We start from the raw sequence: 18,856 nt of genomic DNA, 5'->3' as shown, positions 1-18,856 counted from the left end.
ATGCCCCTCGTGCGCCTCGCCGATTACCGTCCGGCGCCGTATCTGCTTGAGCGCACCGATCTGACGGTGCAGCTCCACTCCGGCCACACCGAGGTGCTGGCCCAGCTGGCCTTCGTGCCCAATCCGCTGGCCCAGTCGGGACCGTTGGTGCTCCAGGGCGTCGACTTGGAGCTGCTGGAATTGCGTCTCGATGGCGAGCTCCTGCCGGCTGAGGCCTTTGAGCTCAGCGCCGACCAGCTGGTGATCACCCAGCCTCCCGCTGGGGTTTTTCAGCTGCAGAGCCGGGTGCGCATCCACCCGGAAACCAACAGCACCCTTGAAGGGCTCTACGCCAGTGGCGGGCTGTTCACGACCCAGTGCGAAGCAGAGGGATTTCGGCGTATCACCTTTCACCCCGACCGCCCCGATCTGCTCAGTCGCTTTCAGGTGCGGATCGAAGCCAATCGGGCCAGCTGTCCGGTGCTGCTCTCCAATGGCAACTGCATCGAAACCGGCGACCTCGACGCCGGACGCCACTTCGCTGTTTGGGACGACCCTTTCCCCAAACCCTCCTATTTGTTTGCCCTGGTAGCTGGCCAGCTTGAGGAGGTGAAAGACAGCTTCACCACCGCCAGCGGCCGCGCCGTGGCCCTGCGCATCCACGTGGAACCCGGCGATGCGTCTTACACCGCCCACGCCATGGCGTCCCTGAAACGCTCGATGGCCTGGGATGAGCAGCGCTACGGCCTCGAATACGACCTCGATGAGTTCAACATCGTGGCGGTGCGTCACTTCAATATGGGCGCGATGGAGAATAAAAGCCTCAATATCTTTAATTCCAAGCTGGTGCTAGCCGACGCCGAAACCGCTACTGATGGCGAGCTTGAGCGGATCGAGAGCGTGATTGCCCACGAGTATTTCCACAACTGGACAGGTAATCGCATTACCTGCCGCGACTGGTTCCAGCTTTCGCTTAAAGAAGGCCTAACAGTGTTTCGCGACCAGAGCTTCACGGAAGATATGCATGGTGCGGCATTGAATCGCATCGAAAATGTTTCGATGTTGCGTAATAGCCAGTTTCGTGAAGATGCCGGCCCCACGGCCCATCCCGTGCAGCCTGATGCCTATCAGGCGATCGACAACTTCTACACCACCACGATCTACGAAAAGGGATCGGAACTTATTCGTATGTTGCACACCCTGCTGGGTGAGGAGGCGTTCATGCGGGGGATGGCGCTCTATGTGAGCCGCCACGACGGCACCGCCGCCACCTGCGAAGACTTCGTGCAGGCCATGCAGGATGCCGCCCCCGTGCCGCCGCCCTTTGATTTCGCCCAATTTCGCCGCTGGTATCACCAGGCCGGCACGCCGCGGCTGCACATCCAGCGTCACTGGGATGGCGAAACGGGCGTACTGGAGCTGCAGGTTCAACAACACACCCCACCGACACCCGGCCAGAGCGACAAGCAGCCGCTGGTGATTCCCCTGGCCCTGGGACTGCTGGGTCAGGGCGGCGAATCCCTCCCCGTGCGTCTCGAGGGAGAACCAGACCCAGCCCGGCTAGCTGGCGATGGCACCCGCCTGCTGGTGATCGACCAGCCCCAGCAGAACCTGCGCTTGGTGGGACTCCCTCGCCAGCACCATCCCCCGGCCCTTTCCCTACTACGCCATTTTTCAGCGCCGGTGATCCTGGAAATGGGCCGGCCCACCGCCGAGCTGGTGCACCTGCTGGCTGCCGATAGCGATCCTTTTGCCCGCTGGGATGCGGGCCAGGTGCTGCTGCGCCAAGCCGTGCTGGCCCGCGCCGCAGGCAGCGCCGATGGCCTGCTGGAAGAGGAGCTGATCGATGCCTTCGGCCGGATCCTGGCCGATCCCTCCCTATCCGAGGCCAGCCGCAGCGTGTTGCTGGCCCTGCCAGGTTTGCCAGAGCTCGAAGATGCCGCCGTTGCCGTTGGCGCTGAGCCCGATCCGCCGGCCCTGTTTGCGGCGCTTCTTGCCCTGCAGCAGCGTTTTGGTGCGGACTTGGCCGTGCCCCTGAGCGCTGCCCTGGAGCGCTGCACGCCCCAGTGGAGCCTGGCCTGGCCCGCTGGTAACGGCGATCGCCTGCTTACGGGCACCGTGTGGAGCTGGCGGGTGGCCGCCGGTGATGCGCAGGTTGCGGCGGCCGCAGCGGCGGCGGTGCACGGCCCCTCGATGACCCTGGCCCGGGCCGGCCTGCGGGCTTTGCAGTGCCATCCGATCGCTGAGCGCCAGCAGGCGGTGGAGGCTTTTTACCAGCGCTGGCAGCACAAGCCGGTGATCCTTGATGCCTGGTTTGCCTTAGAAGCATCTGCGCCCTTTGCCGATGGCTTGGAGCGGGTGGCTCGCCTGCTGGAACATCCCCGCTTTGATCCCGCGGCGCCCAATTCGGTGCGGGCCGTGCTCGGGGGGCTCGCCGGTAATACGGCGGTGTTCCATGCCGCCGATGGCTCCGGCTACCGCTTCATGGCAGCTCGCATCGCCGATCTCGACCAGCGCAACCCGATCACAGCCTCGCGCCTGGCCAAGGTGTTTAGCCGTTGGCAGAGCTACGGACCAGTCCGTTCAGCCGCGATGAACGCAGCCCTTGAGCAGCTGGCGGCAGCATCTCTCTCCCCAAACACCGGTGAGGTGGTTAGTCAGTGCCTGGGCGCAAACTAATCAGCGCCGCTGCGGCAGATCTACCGGCGGAGGGGGCATGGGCGCCCCCTTGAGGCTCTGGTGCAGCTGGCGAAAGGCAGCTTTGCGGTAGGCAGCCCCCTCAGGACCGGCGTGCAAACCCCAAAGGCCCTCCCAATAGAAATAGATCACGCCATGGCCCCGCTGCAGCGACAGCTGGGCTTTCTGGGCCAGGGTCGCCATGGTTGGGGTACGGCCACCGAAGCCCGCCAGGATGCCGATCTCCACAGGCATGCCCCAGCTGCGCGCCTTCACCAGAGCCGGTTGGTTGAGGTCCTTTTCGAAGCCCTTCACCGAGTGGGCGTAGTTCTGCACTACGAGGTCGTCGATCAGCTCGCCCAAGGACCAAAGCTCCCAGTCCTGCAGCCAGTGGTTGTAAGCAAAGCGGAAGGGGCCCGGCGAGAGGCTGATCACCGTGCCAGAGGGCTTGAGCTGGCCCCGCAGCTCCCGCAGCAGGGCGGTGAGCTGCTGACGCCGCCAGCGCATCCAGGCCCGATCCGTGTGGTCGTTTGGCGGCTCCCGGCCCGTGGCCGCCCGGAATAGTTCGCGGCTGTAGGGGTCGTAGCCCAGCTCCACCGGCCAGGCGAAGTGATCGTCGAGTTGGATGCCATCGACGCTGCAGCGCTGCACGATTTCGCCGATCAGGCCAAGAAAGCGCTGCCGCACCCCCGGGTGGGCCGGGTTGAGCCACACCATTGGCTTGCCGTGCATGACCATCTCAGTGCTGCCATCCCGGCGCTGCAGCACCCAATCGGGGTTTTGGCGCACCACGGCTGCGTCGGCAGGCTCCATCAGGCCGTACTCAAACCAGGGGATCACCTGCAGGCCGCGGCGATGGGCGGCCTTGGTGAAGCGGCAGATCGGATCGAGGTTGGGGTTGGCCTTCTCCAGGGCCGGCTCCATCGGCGCGTGGCGGGAGCGGTGGAAGGTGGTGCCCCGGCTCCACACGTTTGGATAGAGGGTGTTGAAGCCCGCTTCGGCCAGCTCCTGCACCGCCCGATCGATGCGGGCGGGGTCGTAGTAGAGGGGGCTGGGGCTATTGGTGAGCCACACGCCGATGCGCCGGGGCGGAGCTGGCTGCGTTTGGGCCAGCAGTGGAGCGGTGGCAGCCCAAGGCAGGGTGAGCAAAATGCTCGCCGCAGCTGGCAAAAAGGCCTTTAAGCGGGCGAAACGACTCAACTTCACCGGAACTGCCCTCAGCGGATCTGGTTTCAGCGGATCTGCCCTCAGCGGAACATTGAGCTCACCGAGCTCTCCTCGTGGATGCGCCAGATCGCTTCGCCGAGCATCTTGGCCACCGAGAGCACTTGCAGCTGGGGGAAGCGGTCTTCATCGCGGCGGGGAATGCTGTTGGTGACAAGCACCTCCTCGAACAACCCAGGCTCCGACATCCGCTCGATTGCCGGTGGGGAAAACACCGCATGGCTGGCGCAGGCCAGCACCCGGGTTGCCCCCCGCTGCCGCAGCAGCCGGGCACCGGCACAGATCGTGCCGCCGGTGTCGATCATGTCGTCGATCAGGATTGCGGTCTTGCCCACCACATCGCCAATCACGGTGAGGCTTTCGGCCACGTTGTGACCGGAGCGACGCTTGTCGATGATCGCCAGGGGAGCGTCATTCATCTGCTTGGCGAAGGCCCGGGCCCGAGCTACCCCGCCCACGTCCGGGGACACCACCACCACTTCGCAGAGGTCGCGGGTGCGCAAATAGTCGACCAGCACCGGCGAGCCATAGATGTGGTCGCAGGGGATGTCGAAATAGCCCTGGATCTGGGCGGAGTGCAGGTCCATGGCAAGCACCCGATCCACCCCTGATTTAGCCAGCAGGTTGGCAACGAGTTTGGCGGTGATCGATTCCCGTCCGGCGGTCTTGCGGTCGGCACGGGCATAGCCGTAATACGGAACTACTGCGGTGATCTGCCGGGCCGAGGCCCGCTTGCAGGCATCCACCATGATCAGCAGCTCCATTAGGTGATCGTTCACCGGGGCGCAGGTGGGCTGGATCAGGAAGACATCGCAGCCCCGGATCGACTCCTGAATCTGGATGTAAAGCTCGCCGTCTGCGAAGCGTTTGATCACCCTCGGCCCATCTGGCACTCCCAGATAGGTGCCAATTTCCTGAGCCAGGGCTTGGTTGGCGGTGCCACTAAACAACCTCAGTCGCCGGGTGTCGTGATTCGACTGGCTCGCGCTGCCCTGGGGTGCCACGCGATCAGCGGTCAGAAAACTGGTCACGGCGGGCGCTAACGCGTCGGCTGAAACCTGATGGTAGAAGCGAGCCCGCCCACCTAGTACAAAAATCCATGACTCTTTCCCTGTCTGGTCGGCAACGCCCCTTGGTGCTGGTGGGAGCTGGTGCAGCGGCTGCGGTGGCGGCACTGCAAGCAGAGGCGGGGCCACCGCTGGCCTTGGCCCTGGGCCTGCCCTGGGGCAACCCGCTCGCAATTGAGCAACCGCCCCAATCGCTGGCCTCCCTGGCTGAGCAGGGACCAGGCCTGGTGCCCTTGCCGCTTGATCCCGGCCTGGTGTTGCAGGGATTCGGCCACTGGGCCGAGTCCCTGGGGGCCTGGCGCCAGCCGGTGCTGCTGCTGCTGGCGGCCGAGCAGCTGCAGACGGGCCTGCCGGCGGCGATGGCGGCCCTGCTGGCCCAGTGGCAAGTGCCCTTGGCCGGGCTGGTGCAGGCCGGTGGCCCCTGGCAGCCAGACCTGCGCCGCGGCGATGGCCTGCCCTGGTTGGGAACCCTGGAGGAGCCTTTTGACCTGGCCCCTGCTTTGGCCCTGCGATGGGAGCTATTGCTGAGCTGTTGAAGTCGTCGCTGCCGGCCAGAGGGGCTCAGGGGCGCTGCTGCTGATCTCGCGCAGGCTCAGTTTGGTGCTCCGGCTGTTGTTGGGTTCCTGTTCCTGTTCGGGTGCCGGTGCCAGGGGCAGGCTGGTGAATTGCACGCTCTCGGCCTGATCTAGGCCAGCCGCCAGCAGGCTCAGGGTTTCTGGCTGGCTCAAGTTGGTGACAACCCCCTGGTTGTTGAGTGATTTGAGCAAATTGGCAAGTTGGCCCAGCTGTTCCGGCATGACCAGCTCCCGCAGCAGGCTGCGCACCACCAGTTGCTGGTTGTCCTGGCGACTCTCCTCAGGCCGGTCTGGATCGCGGTAGCGCACCAGTTGCTCCACCTGGTTGCCCTTGAGCCGTTGCAGCCCGCCCTGAAGGTTGATGCTGAAGCGCTGGCTCTTGTCGTTGTAGCGAAGAGCCAGGGTGGGATTGGCGGCGATGCTGCCGAGGCCATCCACCAGGCTGCGCAGGTTGGAGCGGCCCAGCACCAAAAAGCGCGCTGGCTGGCCCGAGTCGAGGCCTACCAGGTTGCCCACCGCATCAGCGGTGAGGGCTACGCCGCCGATGCGATAGAGGCTGCCGAGACTCTGGGGGCGTTTCTGGCCCGGTAGTTGCACGGCCAGGTTGGGCGGCAGGCTGAGCACCTGCAGGGGCCCCTGGGGATTAACCCGCACCAGCAGCAGGGCATCGGCGTTGGCTGCCCCACGGGGAGCGGCCTTGTTGAGCGGATCCCCGGGACGCTCGCTGTCGAGGCCGATCACCAGCAGGGTGATGCTGCGGCTAGGTGGCTTGGCCAGGTCGGCTGGCGTCAGCTGCTGCAGCGGTTCTGTGGCACGGTCGCCTATGGGCCAGAGCACACCGATTAGACCAGCGCCCGTGGCCATGCCCACGGCTAACGCACCCAGCCGCAACAGGGTGGGTCCCCGGCGGGGTTGGCTTGGGGCGGAACGTCGGGCCATAAGGGCTTGTCGGCAATCCACTTTGGCCCAAGCCTCTACGCCTTGCACCCGATAGGTTGTGGCGGCGCAGATGCGATGGGGAAATCCGCTGATGGCTGCAAGTGCTCCCCATGAGCGCGCCCGGCCCCTGGCCAAGGGCAGCGTCTATCCAGCCAAGGATTTATGCAGCCAGTGCGGTCTGTGTGACAGCCGCTGGGTTGCTTACGTGAAAAACAGTTGCGCCTTTCTGGAGCAGCGCTTTGAGGCTATGGAGGCTGCGGCCCATGGCCGTAGCCGCGACCTCGACAACGAGGAGGAGCTTTATTTCGGGGTGCAGCAGCGCATGCTCACCGCCCGGCTCCAGCAACCGATCGAAGGGGCCCAGTGGACCGGGATCGTTAGCCGCATCGGTGTGCGGGCCCTGGAAACTGGCCTGGTCGACGCGGTGCTTTGCGTTGGCCAAAGCGAGGAGGATCGCTTCACGCCCGTGCCCCGCCTCGCCCGCACCCCGGAGGAGGTGCTCAGCGCCCGGGTGAATAAGCCCACCCTGTCCCCAAACCTGGAGGTGCTGGAGCAGCTGCCCGGCAGCGGCATCCGCAAGCTGCTGGCGATCGGTGTGGGCTGCCAGATCCAGGCCCTGCGGGCGGTGCAACCCACCCTGCCCCTCGACGAGCTCTACGTGCTGGGCTTGCCCTGCGTAGACAACGTCAGCCGAGCGGGCCTGCAGACCTTCCTCGACAGCACCGTCAGCTCGCCAGAGACGGTGGTGCACTACGAGTTCATGCAGGACTTCCGCATCCACTTCCGCCACAGCGACGGCCGCGAGGAAACGGTGCCCTTCTTTGGCTTGGACACACCCAAGCTCAAGGATGTATTTGCTCCGAGTTGTTTGAGCTGTTTCGACTACACCAACGCCGGCGCCGATCTGGTGGTGGGCTACATGGGCGCGACCTTCGGCCGCCAATGGCTCACGGTGCGCAACCCCAGGGGCCAGCTGCTGCTGGATCTGGTGGAGGAGGAGCTTGACGTGGCCCCTGTTACCTCCAGTGGTGAGCGTTTTGCGGCGGTGCAGCAGGGCATCGAGGCCTACGACAAGGCCCTGAAGCTGCCCATGTGGCTTGCCAACCTGATTGGTTTGGTGGTGCAGCGGCTAGGGCCGAAGGGCCTGGAATATGGCCGCTTTTCTATCGACTCCCACTTCACCCGCAACGCCCTCTGGTTGCGGCGTAACCACCCAGAAAAGCTCGAAGCCCACATTCCGGCGTTTGCCAAGGCCATCATTAGTCGATATCGGCTGCCGGCCTCGTGAATCAGGCCCACCGCCATGCCGGGGTGCTGCTGCACCCCACCTCCCTGCCCGGTAAGGGTGGTAGCGGCAGCTTTGGCCAGGCTGCCCACGATTGGCTTGACCTCCTCGGTCGCCATCGCATTGGCGTTTGGCAACTGCTGCCCCTTGCTCCCCCCGACGGCACTGGTTCGCCCTACAGCTCCCCTAGCGGCTCAGCCCTCAACCCCTGGCTGCTGGATGGTGAGCGGTTGCGGCAGGAGGGTTTCCTGGAGCCCCATGACTTAGAGGCTCTACCTGGAGCTGCGATGGCGGCCGGGCCGATGGATTTGTCTGTGGTTGCGGCCCGCAGTACGGCTCTGGGGGAGGCCCTGGCCCGCCGCTGGGGCGCCCAGCCGGCAGAGCAGCAACGGGCTTTTGCCCGCTGGCGGCGCAGCCAACGGCGCTGGTTGCCAGACCACGCCCTATTCATGGTGATCCGTCGGCTCCAAGGCGGCCAGCCCTGGTGGCAGTGGCCGGCGCCCCTGGCCCAGCGTCAGCGCCGCGCCCTAGCGCGAATTGCCACCGAGCGCGCCGACTGGCTGCTGCAGGAGCAGCTGCTTCAGTGGCAGCTGCAGCGCCAGTGGCAGCTGCTGCGCCGTCAGGCAAGTCAGGCCGGCGTGCAGCTGCTGGGAGACCTGCCGTTTTATGTGGCCCACGACAGCGCCGATGTCTGGGCCCACCGCTCGTTGTTCTCCCTGCGCTCCGATGGCTCGCTCACGGCCCAGAGCGGCGTGCCGCCCGACTACTTCTCGGCCACCGGCCAGCTCTGGGGCACCCCTGTTTATCGCTGGCCCAGACACCTGCTCAGCGGCTTTAGCTGGTGGCTGGCCCGCCTGCAGCGTCAATTCGAACTGTTTGACCAGCTGCGGCTCGATCACTTCCGCGCTCTGGAGTCTTTTTGGAGCGTGCCCGGTGATGCACTCACCGCCGAAAACGGAAGCTGGCGCTGGTTTCCAGGCTGGCCGTTGCTGGCCTTGCTCTGGCTGCGCCGCGGCAGGCACCTGCCCCTAATTGCTGAGGATCTTGGTGTGATCACCCCGGCGGTGGAGGCCCTGCGTGATGGCTTCGGTTTGCCAGGCATGAAGATCCTGCAGTTCGCCTTTGATGGCGACTCCACCAATCCCTACCTACCAGCCAACATCCGCGGTCGCCGCTGGGTTGTGTACACCGGCACCCACGACAACGCCACCAGCGTTGGCTGGTGGCAGAGCCTCGGTGACGACGCCCGTCAGCGGCTGGCCGAGGCGGTGGGTGCACCGATCACGGCGCCGGCCTGGCAGCTGCTGGAGCTGGCCCTGGCCAGTCCTGCCGACCTAGCGGTTGTGCCCCTTCAGGATCTGCTGGAGCTCGATGACCGGGCCCGCTTCAATACCCCAGGCACCAGCTCGGGCAACTGGACTTGGCGCCTGCAGCAGCCGGTGGCCAGCCTGGACGGGGCCCTGCAGGGCTATGGCGCCATGGCGGCGAGCTACGGCCGGGCTGCGTCTGCTGGTGAGCTGAACTGACCGGGCTGGCCCTTTACTGGCTGCAGGGGCGAGCCGTTCCAGCTCACTAGATCGCCGGCGCTGGGTGGAGGGTTGAGGCTGAGTCGGAAGCTGCCACTGAGGGGCAGGCTGATGCTGCCGCTGCTGTTACGCAGGTTGGTGCGAACTCCGCTGGCGCTCTCCAGCGTGAGCTGGCTGGGCTGGCTTAATTGCAGCTCCAGCACTCCGGCCGCTGGAATTTGGCTTGGCTTTGCCCGCCGCAGTTGCCCAACCCCCTGGCCCCTGGCGGCCAGCTCCAGGGGGCGCAGCTCGGGATAAAGCTGCAGTAGGGCTTGATCAGCCCGCGGCGGTTTGGCCTGGTCAGCGGCAGGCAGGGGCGAAATCGGCCGTAGTGCCAGCAGCCCCCGGGCTGCCAGTTGCTGCTGCTGCAGGTTCACCGCGTAGATCAGTCCCAGGGTCAGTAGGCCGTAGAGCAGGGTGCCCTGCCAGGTGGTGAATACATCGATTGAGCCCGGCGTGAAACGACGCAGCAGGGGCTCTCGCTTTTGGCCCTGGAAACGGCGGTGTTGCTCGCTGCTGGGCAGCGCCGTTTCCAGGCTGCCCGCTGGCAGCTCTAGGTGTCGCTCGATCAGCGGCACCATGGTGCGTAGGTAGGTGGCCTCCGGTAGCCGGTCGCGCCAGCCTCGCTCTAGGGCTTCCAGCACTGCCGCGCTGATGCGTGTTTGCAGGGCGAGGTCCCGCAGGCTCAGGCCCCGTTCCTCGCGCCGCAGCCGCAGCCGCTGGCCTGCTGCCAGCAACGGATCAGCCGGAGCCTCGGCAGGCCCACTTGGGGCCGCTGATTGTCCAGGGCGCCACCAGCCACCAAAGCGCCACCAGCGGCCGGGGCGGCCTCGCGGGCGCTTTGGTGGCAGCGGGGTGGAGGGGCTCAGGGTGGGGGCGTGGAATTAAGCAGCTGCCATTCTTGGCGATCGAGGCGCCGCCAGCGACCTTCGGGCAATGCGCCCAGCTGCAGGGGGCCGATTGCCAGCCGCTGCAGATCGAGCACGGGGTGGCCAAGGGCCTCGGCGGTGCGCCGGATCTGACGGTTGCGTCCCTCCCCCATCCGCAGTTCGATTTCGGTTGCCTGGGGGCGCCTTTGAATCAGCACCAGCCCCACCGGTTGGCTGGCCTGGCCATCAAGGGGCACTCCGGCAGCCCAGCGCTCCAGCACCCGGTCCTCCGGTTGGCCCTTCACCCACACCCGGTAAGTCTTGCGGTGGCCGTAGCGGGGATGGGTGAGCCGCAGGGTCACCTCCCCCTGGTTGCTGAGCAGCAGGGCGCCGCGGCTGTTGGCATCGAGCCGGCCCACCGGGTGGAGTCCACTGCCGTGGCGCAGTTCTGCTGGCAGCAGGTCCAGCACGGTGGTTCGCCCCTCGGGATCGTGGCAGCTGCAAACCACTCCCACCGGTTTGTTGAGCAGCAGCAGTAGGGGCTGGGGCCGGGCCGCCAGGGGCTCTCCCCGCACGGTGATGCGATCGCGCTCGGTGTCGGCCCGATCGCCCAGTTGGGCCACGGCACCATTTACCTGCACCAGGCCTTGATTCAGCAGCTGTTCTGCCTGTCGACGGGAGCAGAGCCCGGCGTTGGCTATCAGTTTTTGCAGCCGTTCAGTGGCCATGCCACCCATGTTCGCCCTTAAAAAGAATGGTAGGTTTGCGAAACCAAAGAGTTTCGTAAACCGGCTCGCCATGTCCGCCCTGCCCGTTCTTGGCTCCAGCCCCAGTGCCGGTGCTGCCTCGGCCCAATCAGGTGGCGACCTGGTGCGTAGCTACCTGCGGGACATCGGGCGAGTGCCGCTGCTGTCCCATGAGCAGGAGATCACGCTGGGCCGCCAGGTGCAGGAGCTGGTGGGTCTAGAGGAGCTGGAGCTGGAGCTGGAGGTGCAACTGGGCAATAAGCCAAGCCAGGCGGAATTGGCCCAGGCCGCTGGTCTGAGCGCGCCATTGCTTAAGAAGCGCTTGCAGGCGGGCCGGCGTGCCAAGGAGCGGATGGTGGCTGCGAATTTGCGGCTGGTGGTGAGTGTGGCCAAGAAGTACACGCGGCGGAATATGGAGCTGCTGGACCTGATCCAGGAGGGCACGATCGGTTTGGTGCGCGGCGTTGAGAAGTTCGATCCAACCCGTGGCTACAAATTTTCAACCTATGCGTATTGGTGGATTCGGCAGGGGATCACGCGGGCAATCGCTGAGAAGAGCCGGACGATCCGGCTGCCAATCCACATCACCGAAACGCTGAACAAGCTGAAGAAGGGTCAGCGTGAACTGAGCCAGCTGCTGGGGCGCACGCCGACGGTGACGGAGCTTGCCGAAGCGGTGGAACTGCCAGAAGAAGAGGTGAAGGATCTGCTGTGCCGTGCGCGCCAACCGGTGAGCTTGGAGACGAAGGTGGGCGACGGTGATGACACCGAACTGCTGGACCTGCTGGCAGGAGATGCGGAACTGCCGGAGGAGCGAGTGGATGGAGAGTGCCTGAAGGGCGACCTGCGAGCGCTGCTGGAGCAACTGCCGGAGCTGCAGGGGCGGGTGCTGAAGATGCGTTATGGGATTGAGGCTGGGGAGCCGCAAGAGAGCTCGGAGCCGATGAGCCTCAGTGCCATTGCTAAGCAATTGGGCATGAGCCGCGACAAAACTCGCAACCTGGAGCGCAAAGCCCTCGAAGGCGTACGGGCCCAGTCACGCATGCTTGAGGGTTATCTGGTGGCTTGAGCTGACTCAGCCGGTGGAGCTGACGCTGCGAGCAATCAGTACGGTCAACATCACGATGGCAAGAAGAACCTGGAGAGCCATAACGAGCTTGGCTCTCCGTGACATAACGGCTTCAGATGTGGGTCCGTAGGTGGAATTGACGTTCATCGAGATAAACAGGTAGTCGATGATGTGGGGTTCGGGTGGTTCTTCTCCCTGTCGGCTGGGCCAAATAAATGCACCGCCTGGAGTGCTGACATCAAGAAAGATATAGACAAACATAAATACGAGCACGCTTTCCATATAGACGGCTGCCACATCCCACAATCCTGCTAGTCCACCGCCTTGATGGCTGCCAGCAGTTGCAACCATGGACAGCACGTTGGCTATCACCTGAAGCATTGAAAACAGCAGATAGGCCAGGGCCCAGCGGAACAGATGGCGGTTTTTACCGCGAAATAGGCTGACCGTTAGCCCGATTGTTACGGCGATGAAGGCAATTGTGGCAACGATGTCGATGCTGTGTACCAAATCGCTGAGATTTGGAGCAATCAAGCTGCGATGCCGCAGATGATTAACCAGCAGAAGATCCATTCCCCAGACGCCTGTTGTAGCAGCAATTACCGATAGTCGTCCCCTGCCGCTGGTTAGGCGCTCGCGCAGCATATCGGCGGGTCCAGCGCTTGTCTGGTTTGAAGGCTCACTTGTCATAATTTTGCTCCGGCCGATGGTGGGATGTAGTATTTAAGATTAATTGGGGAATTTTAGAATTAATTTAGGTGAAAAATTGGCAACCATGAATATATCTTTTGGTGATTGTCTTGATTTTATCGCCTATGTCGCAGGCATGCTGATATCTTTTTAAGTAGTAAAGTTAGAAAAACTGATCGAAGTTGTCGAAGTCGACTGCGCTGAAGGTGCCTGCTTCTACCTGAGCCATAAGCCGTTCCAGCTGCACCCACAGGGCGCCAGCTGTGGCAATCGACAACACAAAAGAAACCAGCAGGGCAACCCCCGCCGAGAAACCGAATACCTGCAGGCTGCCGCCAATAAACAGGGTGATGCCGATCACCACGCCGAAGTAAGGCAGGGTGACCGCAAAACTGCCAAGCGGAAGCAGGGGCAGGCGATCCTGTTTCCAGCCCTCCAGCTTGTTTTCTACCAATTTGGCGAAGGTGAGCCCGCAGAGCACGCCGATGGCCAGGCCCACACCAGCTACTAGGTAGGGGGGCTGGATGATCTGTGCATATTCCAGCAGGATGTCGCTCGCATCGAGGTCGGCGTACATCCAGCCGTCCGGCAGGGCGCTGCTGTCCATGGCGTCGAGGGGCAGGCTGGCCATCTGCTGAGACTGGTCTGGGTGGCCGAGACCCTAGGCCCTCACGGTTCCCAGCGCTGGGAACCCAGGAAGGTGAGTTCGACGAAGCTGCTGCCGTTGTGGTCCTGGGGACCCAGTTGCACCCGGTAGCCGCCAAGGTCTAAATCGCGCATCGTTTCAAGCGCGGTCACAAAGCGTTGGCGGGTGGGTGCCGGCCCAGCCCGACGCAGGCCTTCCACTGTCATTTTTGCGGCAAGGAAGCCCTCGAGGCTGATGAAGCCGAATTGGGGTTTGGCCTGCTGGCGGCGCATTAATTTCTGGTATTCCTTCACCACTGGCACCCTTTCGTTCCAAGGGAAAGGCACCACCTGGGCCACGCCAATGCCACTGGCCTCATGGCTTTGCAGCGAGGCCCGCAGGGCGCTGGTACCTACAAACGACACGTTCATCAGCTGGGCTGTGCTGCCGCGCCGCCGCATCTCGCGGCTTAAGGAGGCCGAGCTCGGGTAGGCCGCTATCACCAAAACCGCGTTGGCATTGGCGTTTTGCACCATGCTGGCTGCCCCGCCGGTTTGGTTTGAGTTGCGCTCAACGCTGGCAGTGGCCACTGGCTTGAGGCCATGGCGTCTCAAGGCCTTGAGAGATCCCTTGAGGCCGTCTTTACCAAAGGCATCGTTTTGAAAGACAACCGCAACGCGATGGCGGCCGCTGCGCACCAGGTAGTCGACCATCCGGTCAATTTCCATGTGGTAGCTGGTACGTAGGTTGAACACCATGGGGCGATGGGGCTGGCGTAGCAGCTGGGCGCCGGTGAGTGGAGCTATAAGTGGAATTTTCTGTGTCTCAACCAAGGGCAACACCGCCTTGACGGTGGGGGTGCCCACATAACCAAATAAAGCAAACACCTTGTCGCGTTCAACCAGCTGCTTGGTGTTGCGCAGGGTGAGAGGTGGGTCATAGCGGTCGTCGAGGCTCAGCAGCTTCAGTCGCTTGCCATGGACGCCACCTTGGCGATTCACTTCGGCGAAATAGGCCAGAGCCCCTTCCCGGTATTCGCTGCCGAGCATGCCGGAGGGGCCGCTGAGGGCCGCCGACTGCCCCAGCACCATTTCTGTTGATGCCAGGGCAGGCAGGCTCAGCGTCAAGGCCAAAGCCGCTGCGGTGCCCACTCGCCCCCAACCGGCTTTCGGACTTAACTTCAGCAAACTGCAGCGATTGGGCATGGGTAATCGCAGGCAAAGGCCTTGGAACGTGCTGGCGATGGTTGCCGTTGTTCTGGCGGCCATCTTGGCAATTTTGGGGATCGGGCGCATTGATGTGAGCCCAGTGCTAAGCCGCGACTCTTTGCGTCTCTCTTCCGCGTCCCGTGCTCTCACCACCTTGCCCTTCGGCGAAAAGCCTGCCCTTGGTGTGTGGAGCGCCATGCGGGGAGACCAGCTCAGCGCCGGGGAGGAACGGGTGGATCGGGCTGAGTTTGAGCGAGCCCAATACAAGGTAGAAGTGGGAGTGTATTCAACTAGCAATTATGAGCTTGATCTAACGGTGCCAACCTATTCGAGTAATGGCTATGTTTGGCTGCGCTGGGAGGAGCCTATGCAGCGCTATGTGGAGGCTCGCGGTGGAGATATTTCGAGTATGTTTATTGTTCTTAACACCCTGCTTTCTGACAAGGATTCAAGCCTTAGGCCGGTGGGCAATGTTCCCGCGCGGCTTGCGGATGGTAGTTACTATCAATTGTTTACCTATGTGGGTCGGTATTATGTAGATAAGGCTAGTTTTCGGCACTATCCTTTCATGAGCATAAGCCTGCCACTTGTGATTGAGGCTAGCGATATAGACGGCCAGCTTAGCTATCAAAATCTCCGTTTAATTCCTGAGATTCGCAACAGTGGTATGGGTCTCTACGCTCGCATTATTGGCTGGCTAAATACCGGCTGGTCGATTGCGGAATACAGGCACCACTACGCTACGAATTTTGGGCTTGGTGGCGAAGAAAATGACTACAGCCAAATCCTCTTTGAGATTTCCTATGGCACCTCTTCGTGGTCGTCTTTCTGGAGATTGTTGTTGCCCCTCTCCGTGTTGATGGCCATGGTGTTGTTGGTATTTAAGGTGCGCCCTGATGAGCAGGATGCTCGTGCCAGTATCCCGGTCACTGTGCTCCTTACCCTGGTTTTCCTACAGCAAACCTATCGTGACAAGTTGCCTGATTTGCCCTTTCTTACCTTCCTTGATCAAGTGTACGTCGTTGCTTACGTAGTTACTCTGACGGCATTTGTGTTGGTTCTATGGATTGGACGACGCTATGCCGTGATGGAATCGATTGAAGATCCCGCCGAGAAGCAAGCGTTATTGCTGCATCTAAATCGCCTTGATGATACCTGGCCCCTAGTGGTGGTTCTGTTGGGTGGTACTGCAATTACCTTCTGCTGGATGACGATCCCCCAGGTTGGCTGAAATATCTATTGTTTAAGCCTATTATTTAAGACCATTGTTTAAGCATCTCTATAGTTTAAGCGGGTTGCAGTGTGAGTTTCGCCAGCATGCCACTCACCATCTTGCGAGGTGAAAAAGTACGTCCCATCAGGCCCATCAGGGCTCGCAAATCGTCTGTGTGCAGGCGATCTCCCTGAACCAGAGTAAGAAGGAGCCGTTGCCTCAGGCTGCCGCCTTCTGGACCCAGCAGCAGCTTCAGGCCAGCTCCCGCAACTGGAAGCAAATCGGGGCTAGTGGAATCGTTCTCCACAACCGCCAATAGATTTTCTAGTCGTTCAAGCTGCAGGCGCCCTTGTCGATCAAAGAGCACCTCAAGTAGTTTTTCGCGCATCTCACTGGTGTCGCCTGCCAGCAGGCGCCGGGCCACGTATGGATAGGCAACCCTGATGATCTTGAAGCTGGGATCAAGCCGCAAGGCCAAGCCCTCCTGGCTCACCACTGCCCTAAGGATCAGGGCGAAACGAGCCGGCACACGAAAGGGATAGGCATACATCAGCTCCGAAAAGCGATCGGTGATGGCTTTGAAGTTGAAGGAGCCCACGTTGTCGCCTAGGGCGCCACCAAGCACCTCCTCAAGGGCAGGAATGATTGGCTCGAGATCGGCCCGGGGATTGAGGAAACCCAGGCTGACGAAATCAGCAGCGAGGGCGGTGAAATCCCGATTGATCAGGTGAACAACGGCGCCGGTGAGGGTGAGGCGATCGCTGTCGCTAATCGAATCCATCATGCCGAAATCCACATAGGCCACATGGCCCAGGGGGCCGGTTTTGCCGGAGAGCGCAAACAGGTTGCCGGGGTGGGGATCAGCGTGGAAATAGCCAAATTCGAGCAGTTGCTGCAGCCCGGCGATCACGCCAGTGCGGATCAGGGCCGAGGGGTCCAGGTTGCGAGCCTCCAGCGCCTGGCGTTCCTGCAACTTGGTGCCATTAATCCACTGGGTGGTGAGCACCCGCTGGCTGGATAGCAGTCGCTCCACCCGCGGCACGGTCACCTCTGGTTGGCGGGCGAACAGATCGGCAAATCGTTCAGCGTTATTGGCCTCGAGCCGGTAATCAATCTCCTCGAACAAAGTTGAGCCGAATTCATCGATGATGTCGCCGAGGCCAAAGCCCAGGTTGAGTGGCAGCAGCGGCGCACTCAGCACAGCCAACAGGCGGATGATCACTAGATCCCGCCGCAGAATGGTGGGCAGATTGGGGCGTTGCACCTTGACGGCCACCCAGTGGCCATCAGCGAGCTGCGCTTTGTATACCTGGCCCAGGCTGGCTGCTGCTACGGGGTAGTCGGGGAATACCTCAAATAGCTGGTCGGCCGGGGCGCCCAATTCCTGCTCAATGGTTGCTAGCGCAATCCCATGGGGATAGGCGGGCAGGTTGTCCTGCAGCTGGGTGAGCTGTTCGAGCCAGTCGCGCCGCACCAGATCGGGCCGGGTGGAAAGGGCTTGGCCCACCTTGATGAAGCAGGGGCCCAGGTCCGTGAGCGTTGTGAGAATGCGCCTTCCCAGTCGTTGCTGCACTTGGGCATTGCTGCTGTTCCCCTGCACCACCAACACCAGGGCCAGGCTGGACAGCTGCCAGATCACCACGAGCAGCCGTGCTATCAGCACCCAGGGACGCAACAGCAACCAGCGCAGGTCTCTGCCTGGGTCGTAACCCAGCTCGCTGGCAGCTTCGGCGTTGGTCAAGTCACGGCAGCGGCTAGTTGAGCAGACTCTATTAACGCCATCCCTCTTTCCATGGGCCTGCCGCTGCATCTGCCGGCCCACGGCCGTGGTCGGGGTCTGTCTCCTGCCCTGCGGCGCCTGCTGCGCCAGCGGCCGGGCAGCTGGGATCTGCCGGAGCTGCCGGAGCAGGGTGGTCCCCTGATCGATACCGGCGCCGTCGCTGAGGCTCAGCGGCGTTGTGCATCCCAGCTTGGAGCGGAGGCGCTCTGGTTTGGTGTTAATGGTGCCAGTGGCCTGCTGCAGGCAGCCCTGCTAGCCCTCGCTCCCCCTGGCAGCCGGGTGCTGCTTCCCCGCAACCTGCACCGCTCCCTGCTGCACGGCTGCGTGCTGGGCCAGCTGCGGCCCGTGCTGTTTGACCTGCCCTTCGATCCGGCCAGTGGCCTGTGGCTGCCTCCGGGTCCAGCCCATCTCGAGGTGGTGCTTGCAGCAGCAGAGCAGGACGGTCCCCTGGCGGCCCTTGTGCTGGTGTCGCCGAGCTACCAGGGCCAGCGCGCCGAGCTGCCGGCCCTGGTGGCATTGGCCCACGGCCGTGGGCTACCCGTCCTGGTTGATCAAGCCCATGGCCGCGGCGAGGCCTTGGCGGCCGGGGCCGACCTGGTGGTGCTCTCGGGCCAGAAGGCTGGCGGCGGTTTGGCCCAGAGCGCCGCCCTGCTGCTGCAGGGCGGCAGGGCTGATCGCGATGCCGTGGTCCGGGCCCTGCTGTGGCTGCAGACCTCCAGCCCCAGCGCCCTGCTGCTGGCCTCCGCAGCAGCTGCCCTCGATGACCTCACCAGCTCGGCAGGCCGGCGCCGCTGGCAAGCGGCATGGCGCTGCGGCGAGCGCCTGCAGCGCCGCTGTCGTGCACTGGGCTTGCCCCTGGTTGCAAATGACGACCCGCTGCGGTTGGTGCTGCACACCGCTGCCATGGGAATCAATGGGCTGGAGGCCGATGCCTGGTTGCTGCAGCGGGGTGTGATCGCGGAGTTGCCGGAACCGGGGGCGCTCACTTTTTGCTTGGGTATGGCGCCGCCCCCTGGGCTGCTTTGGCGCCTGCCCCACCAGCTGCTGCGCCTGCGGCGTGCCCTGGGGGGACCACCCCTGCCACCCTTCAGCGCGCCACCGCTGCCGCTGGTAGCTGAGCCGGAGCTGCCCCTGGCCGAGGCCTGGCGCGCTCCGGCGGAAGTAGTGGCTTTGGCGGCGGCAGCTGGACGGATCGCCGCCGAACCCCTTTGTCCCTATCCGCCGGGTATACCCCTGCTGGTGCCCGGCGAGCGGATCGATCTGGCTAGGGCTACCTGGCTGCGGCAGCAGCAGCACCTTTGGCCAGGCCAGATCGCTGATACGGTGAGGGTTGTGGCCGGATAGGA

Annotated in this window: 16 protein-coding genes; 7 read left to right on the top strand and 9 right to left on the bottom strand. The window is 63.3% G+C overall.

Features of this window, described 5'->3' with window-relative positions:
• Positions 1-2,658, top strand: coding sequence for an aminopeptidase N (gene pepN / locus KBY74_RS01625; protein ID WP_254941204.1), 2,658 nt, complete (start codon positions 1-3; stop codon positions 2,656-2,658).
• Here pepN and KBY74_RS01620 read toward each other — a convergent pair whose 3' ends face one another.
• Positions 2,659-3,861: a glycoside hydrolase family 10 protein gene (locus KBY74_RS01620; protein ID WP_396123058.1), complete on the bottom strand. Its 1,203-nt coding sequence runs from the start codon at positions 3,859-3,861 to the stop codon at positions 2,659-2,661.
• A gap of 41 nt (positions 3,862-3,902) precedes the next feature.
• Positions 3,903-4,910, bottom strand: coding sequence for a ribose-phosphate pyrophosphokinase (locus KBY74_RS01615; RefSeq protein ID WP_254941203.1), 1,008 nt, complete (start codon positions 4,908-4,910; stop codon positions 3,903-3,905).
• A gap of 68 nt (positions 4,911-4,978) precedes the next feature.
• Between KBY74_RS01615 and KBY74_RS01610 the strand changes: the two genes are divergently transcribed.
• Positions 4,979-5,482: a hypothetical protein gene (locus tag KBY74_RS01610; RefSeq protein WP_254941202.1), complete on the top strand. Its 504-nt coding sequence runs from the start codon at positions 4,979-4,981 to the stop codon at positions 5,480-5,482.
• Here the strand turns inward: KBY74_RS01610 and KBY74_RS01605 are convergent.
• Positions 5,465-6,460, bottom strand: a complete 996-nt coding sequence (locus KBY74_RS01605) for an LCP family protein (protein WP_254941201.1) — start codon at positions 6,458-6,460, stop codon at positions 5,465-5,467. The genes KBY74_RS01610 and KBY74_RS01605 overlap by 18 nt on opposite strands.
• A gap of 91 nt (positions 6,461-6,551) precedes the next feature.
• On the opposite strand from KBY74_RS01605, the gene KBY74_RS01600 reads away from it, so the two are divergent.
• Positions 6,552-7,748 carry a Coenzyme F420 hydrogenase/dehydrogenase, beta subunit C-terminal domain gene (locus tag KBY74_RS01600; protein ID WP_254941200.1) on the top strand — a complete coding sequence of 399 codons (1,197 nt, stop codon included), beginning with the start codon at positions 6,552-6,554 and terminating at the stop codon, positions 7,746-7,748.
• Positions 7,745-9,271 carry a 4-alpha-glucanotransferase gene (gene malQ, locus KBY74_RS01595; protein ID WP_254941199.1) on the top strand — a complete coding sequence of 509 codons (1,527 nt, stop codon included), beginning with the start codon at positions 7,745-7,747 and terminating at the stop codon, positions 9,269-9,271. Before KBY74_RS01600 ends, malQ begins: the two co-directional genes overlap by 4 nt.
• On the opposite strand, the gene KBY74_RS01590 is transcribed toward malQ, so the two are convergent.
• The gene (locus tag KBY74_RS01590; RefSeq protein WP_254941198.1) at positions 9,235-10,047 is read right to left on the bottom strand and encodes a helix-turn-helix transcriptional regulator; all 813 of its coding nucleotides are present in this window, start codon (positions 10,045-10,047) and stop codon (positions 9,235-9,237) included. The genes malQ and KBY74_RS01590 overlap by 37 nt on opposite strands.
• Positions 10,048-10,175: 128 nt before the next feature.
• Positions 10,176-10,907 carry a pseudouridine synthase gene (locus KBY74_RS01585; protein ID WP_254941197.1) on the bottom strand — a complete coding sequence of 244 codons (732 nt, stop codon included), beginning with the start codon at positions 10,905-10,907 and terminating at the stop codon, positions 10,176-10,178.
• 70 nt (positions 10,908-10,977) lie between these two features.
• On the opposite strand from KBY74_RS01585, the gene KBY74_RS01580 reads away from it, so the two are divergent.
• Positions 10,978-11,994, top strand: coding sequence for an RpoD/SigA family RNA polymerase sigma factor (locus tag KBY74_RS01580; protein ID WP_254941196.1), 1,017 nt, complete (start codon positions 10,978-10,980; stop codon positions 11,992-11,994).
• A gap of 6 nt (positions 11,995-12,000) precedes the next feature.
• Here KBY74_RS01580 and KBY74_RS01575 read toward each other — a convergent pair whose 3' ends face one another.
• The 3 genes from KBY74_RS01575 to KBY74_RS01565 all read right to left on the bottom strand — a co-directional run bounded on the left by KBY74_RS01575 (position 12,001) and on the right by KBY74_RS01565 (position 14,436).
• On the bottom strand, positions 12,001-12,639 hold the full coding sequence (locus KBY74_RS01575; RefSeq protein ID WP_254941195.1) for a hypothetical protein: 639 nt from the start codon (positions 12,637-12,639) through the stop codon (positions 12,001-12,003).
• Positions 12,640-12,847: 208 nt separating this feature from the next.
• Positions 12,848-13,315, bottom strand: a complete 468-nt coding sequence (locus KBY74_RS01570) for a hypothetical protein (RefSeq protein WP_106632733.1) — start codon at positions 13,313-13,315, stop codon at positions 12,848-12,850.
• Positions 13,316-13,353: 38 nt separating this feature from the next.
• A complete protein-coding gene (locus tag KBY74_RS01565) occupies positions 13,354-14,436 on the bottom strand; it encodes an ABC transporter substrate-binding protein (RefSeq protein WP_254941194.1) in 1,083 nt (360 codons plus the stop codon).
• A 16-nt stretch (positions 14,437-14,452) separates the two neighbouring features.
• Between KBY74_RS01565 and KBY74_RS01560 the strand changes: the two genes are divergently transcribed.
• Positions 14,453-15,748, top strand: a complete 1,296-nt coding sequence (locus KBY74_RS01560; protein ID WP_254941193.1) for a hypothetical protein — start codon at positions 14,453-14,455, stop codon at positions 15,746-15,748.
• Positions 15,749-15,803: 55 nt separating this feature from the next.
• Here the strand turns inward: KBY74_RS01560 and KBY74_RS01555 are convergent, their stop codons facing one another.
• Entirely contained in the window at positions 15,804-17,444 is a 1,641-nt protein-coding gene (locus KBY74_RS01555; RefSeq protein WP_254941219.1) for an AarF/ABC1/UbiB kinase family protein, read from the bottom strand.
• A 78-nt stretch (positions 17,445-17,522) separates the two neighbouring features.
• On the opposite strand from KBY74_RS01555, the gene KBY74_RS01550 reads away from it, so the two are divergent.
• A complete protein-coding gene (locus KBY74_RS01550; RefSeq protein ID WP_254941192.1) occupies positions 17,523-18,854 on the top strand; it encodes a lysine decarboxylase in 1,332 nt (443 codons plus the stop codon).
• The last annotated feature ends 2 nt before the right edge of the window (positions 18,855-18,856 follow it).

It is taken from the genome of Cyanobium sp. A1C-AMD (genome assembly GCF_024346495.1).
Taxonomy (GTDB): domain Bacteria; phylum Cyanobacteriota; class Cyanobacteriia; order PCC-6307; family Cyanobiaceae; genus Cyanobium_A; species Cyanobium_A usitatum.
Note: the sequence above shows the minus strand (reverse complement) of the source record. Positions and strands in the feature narration are given on the sequence as shown.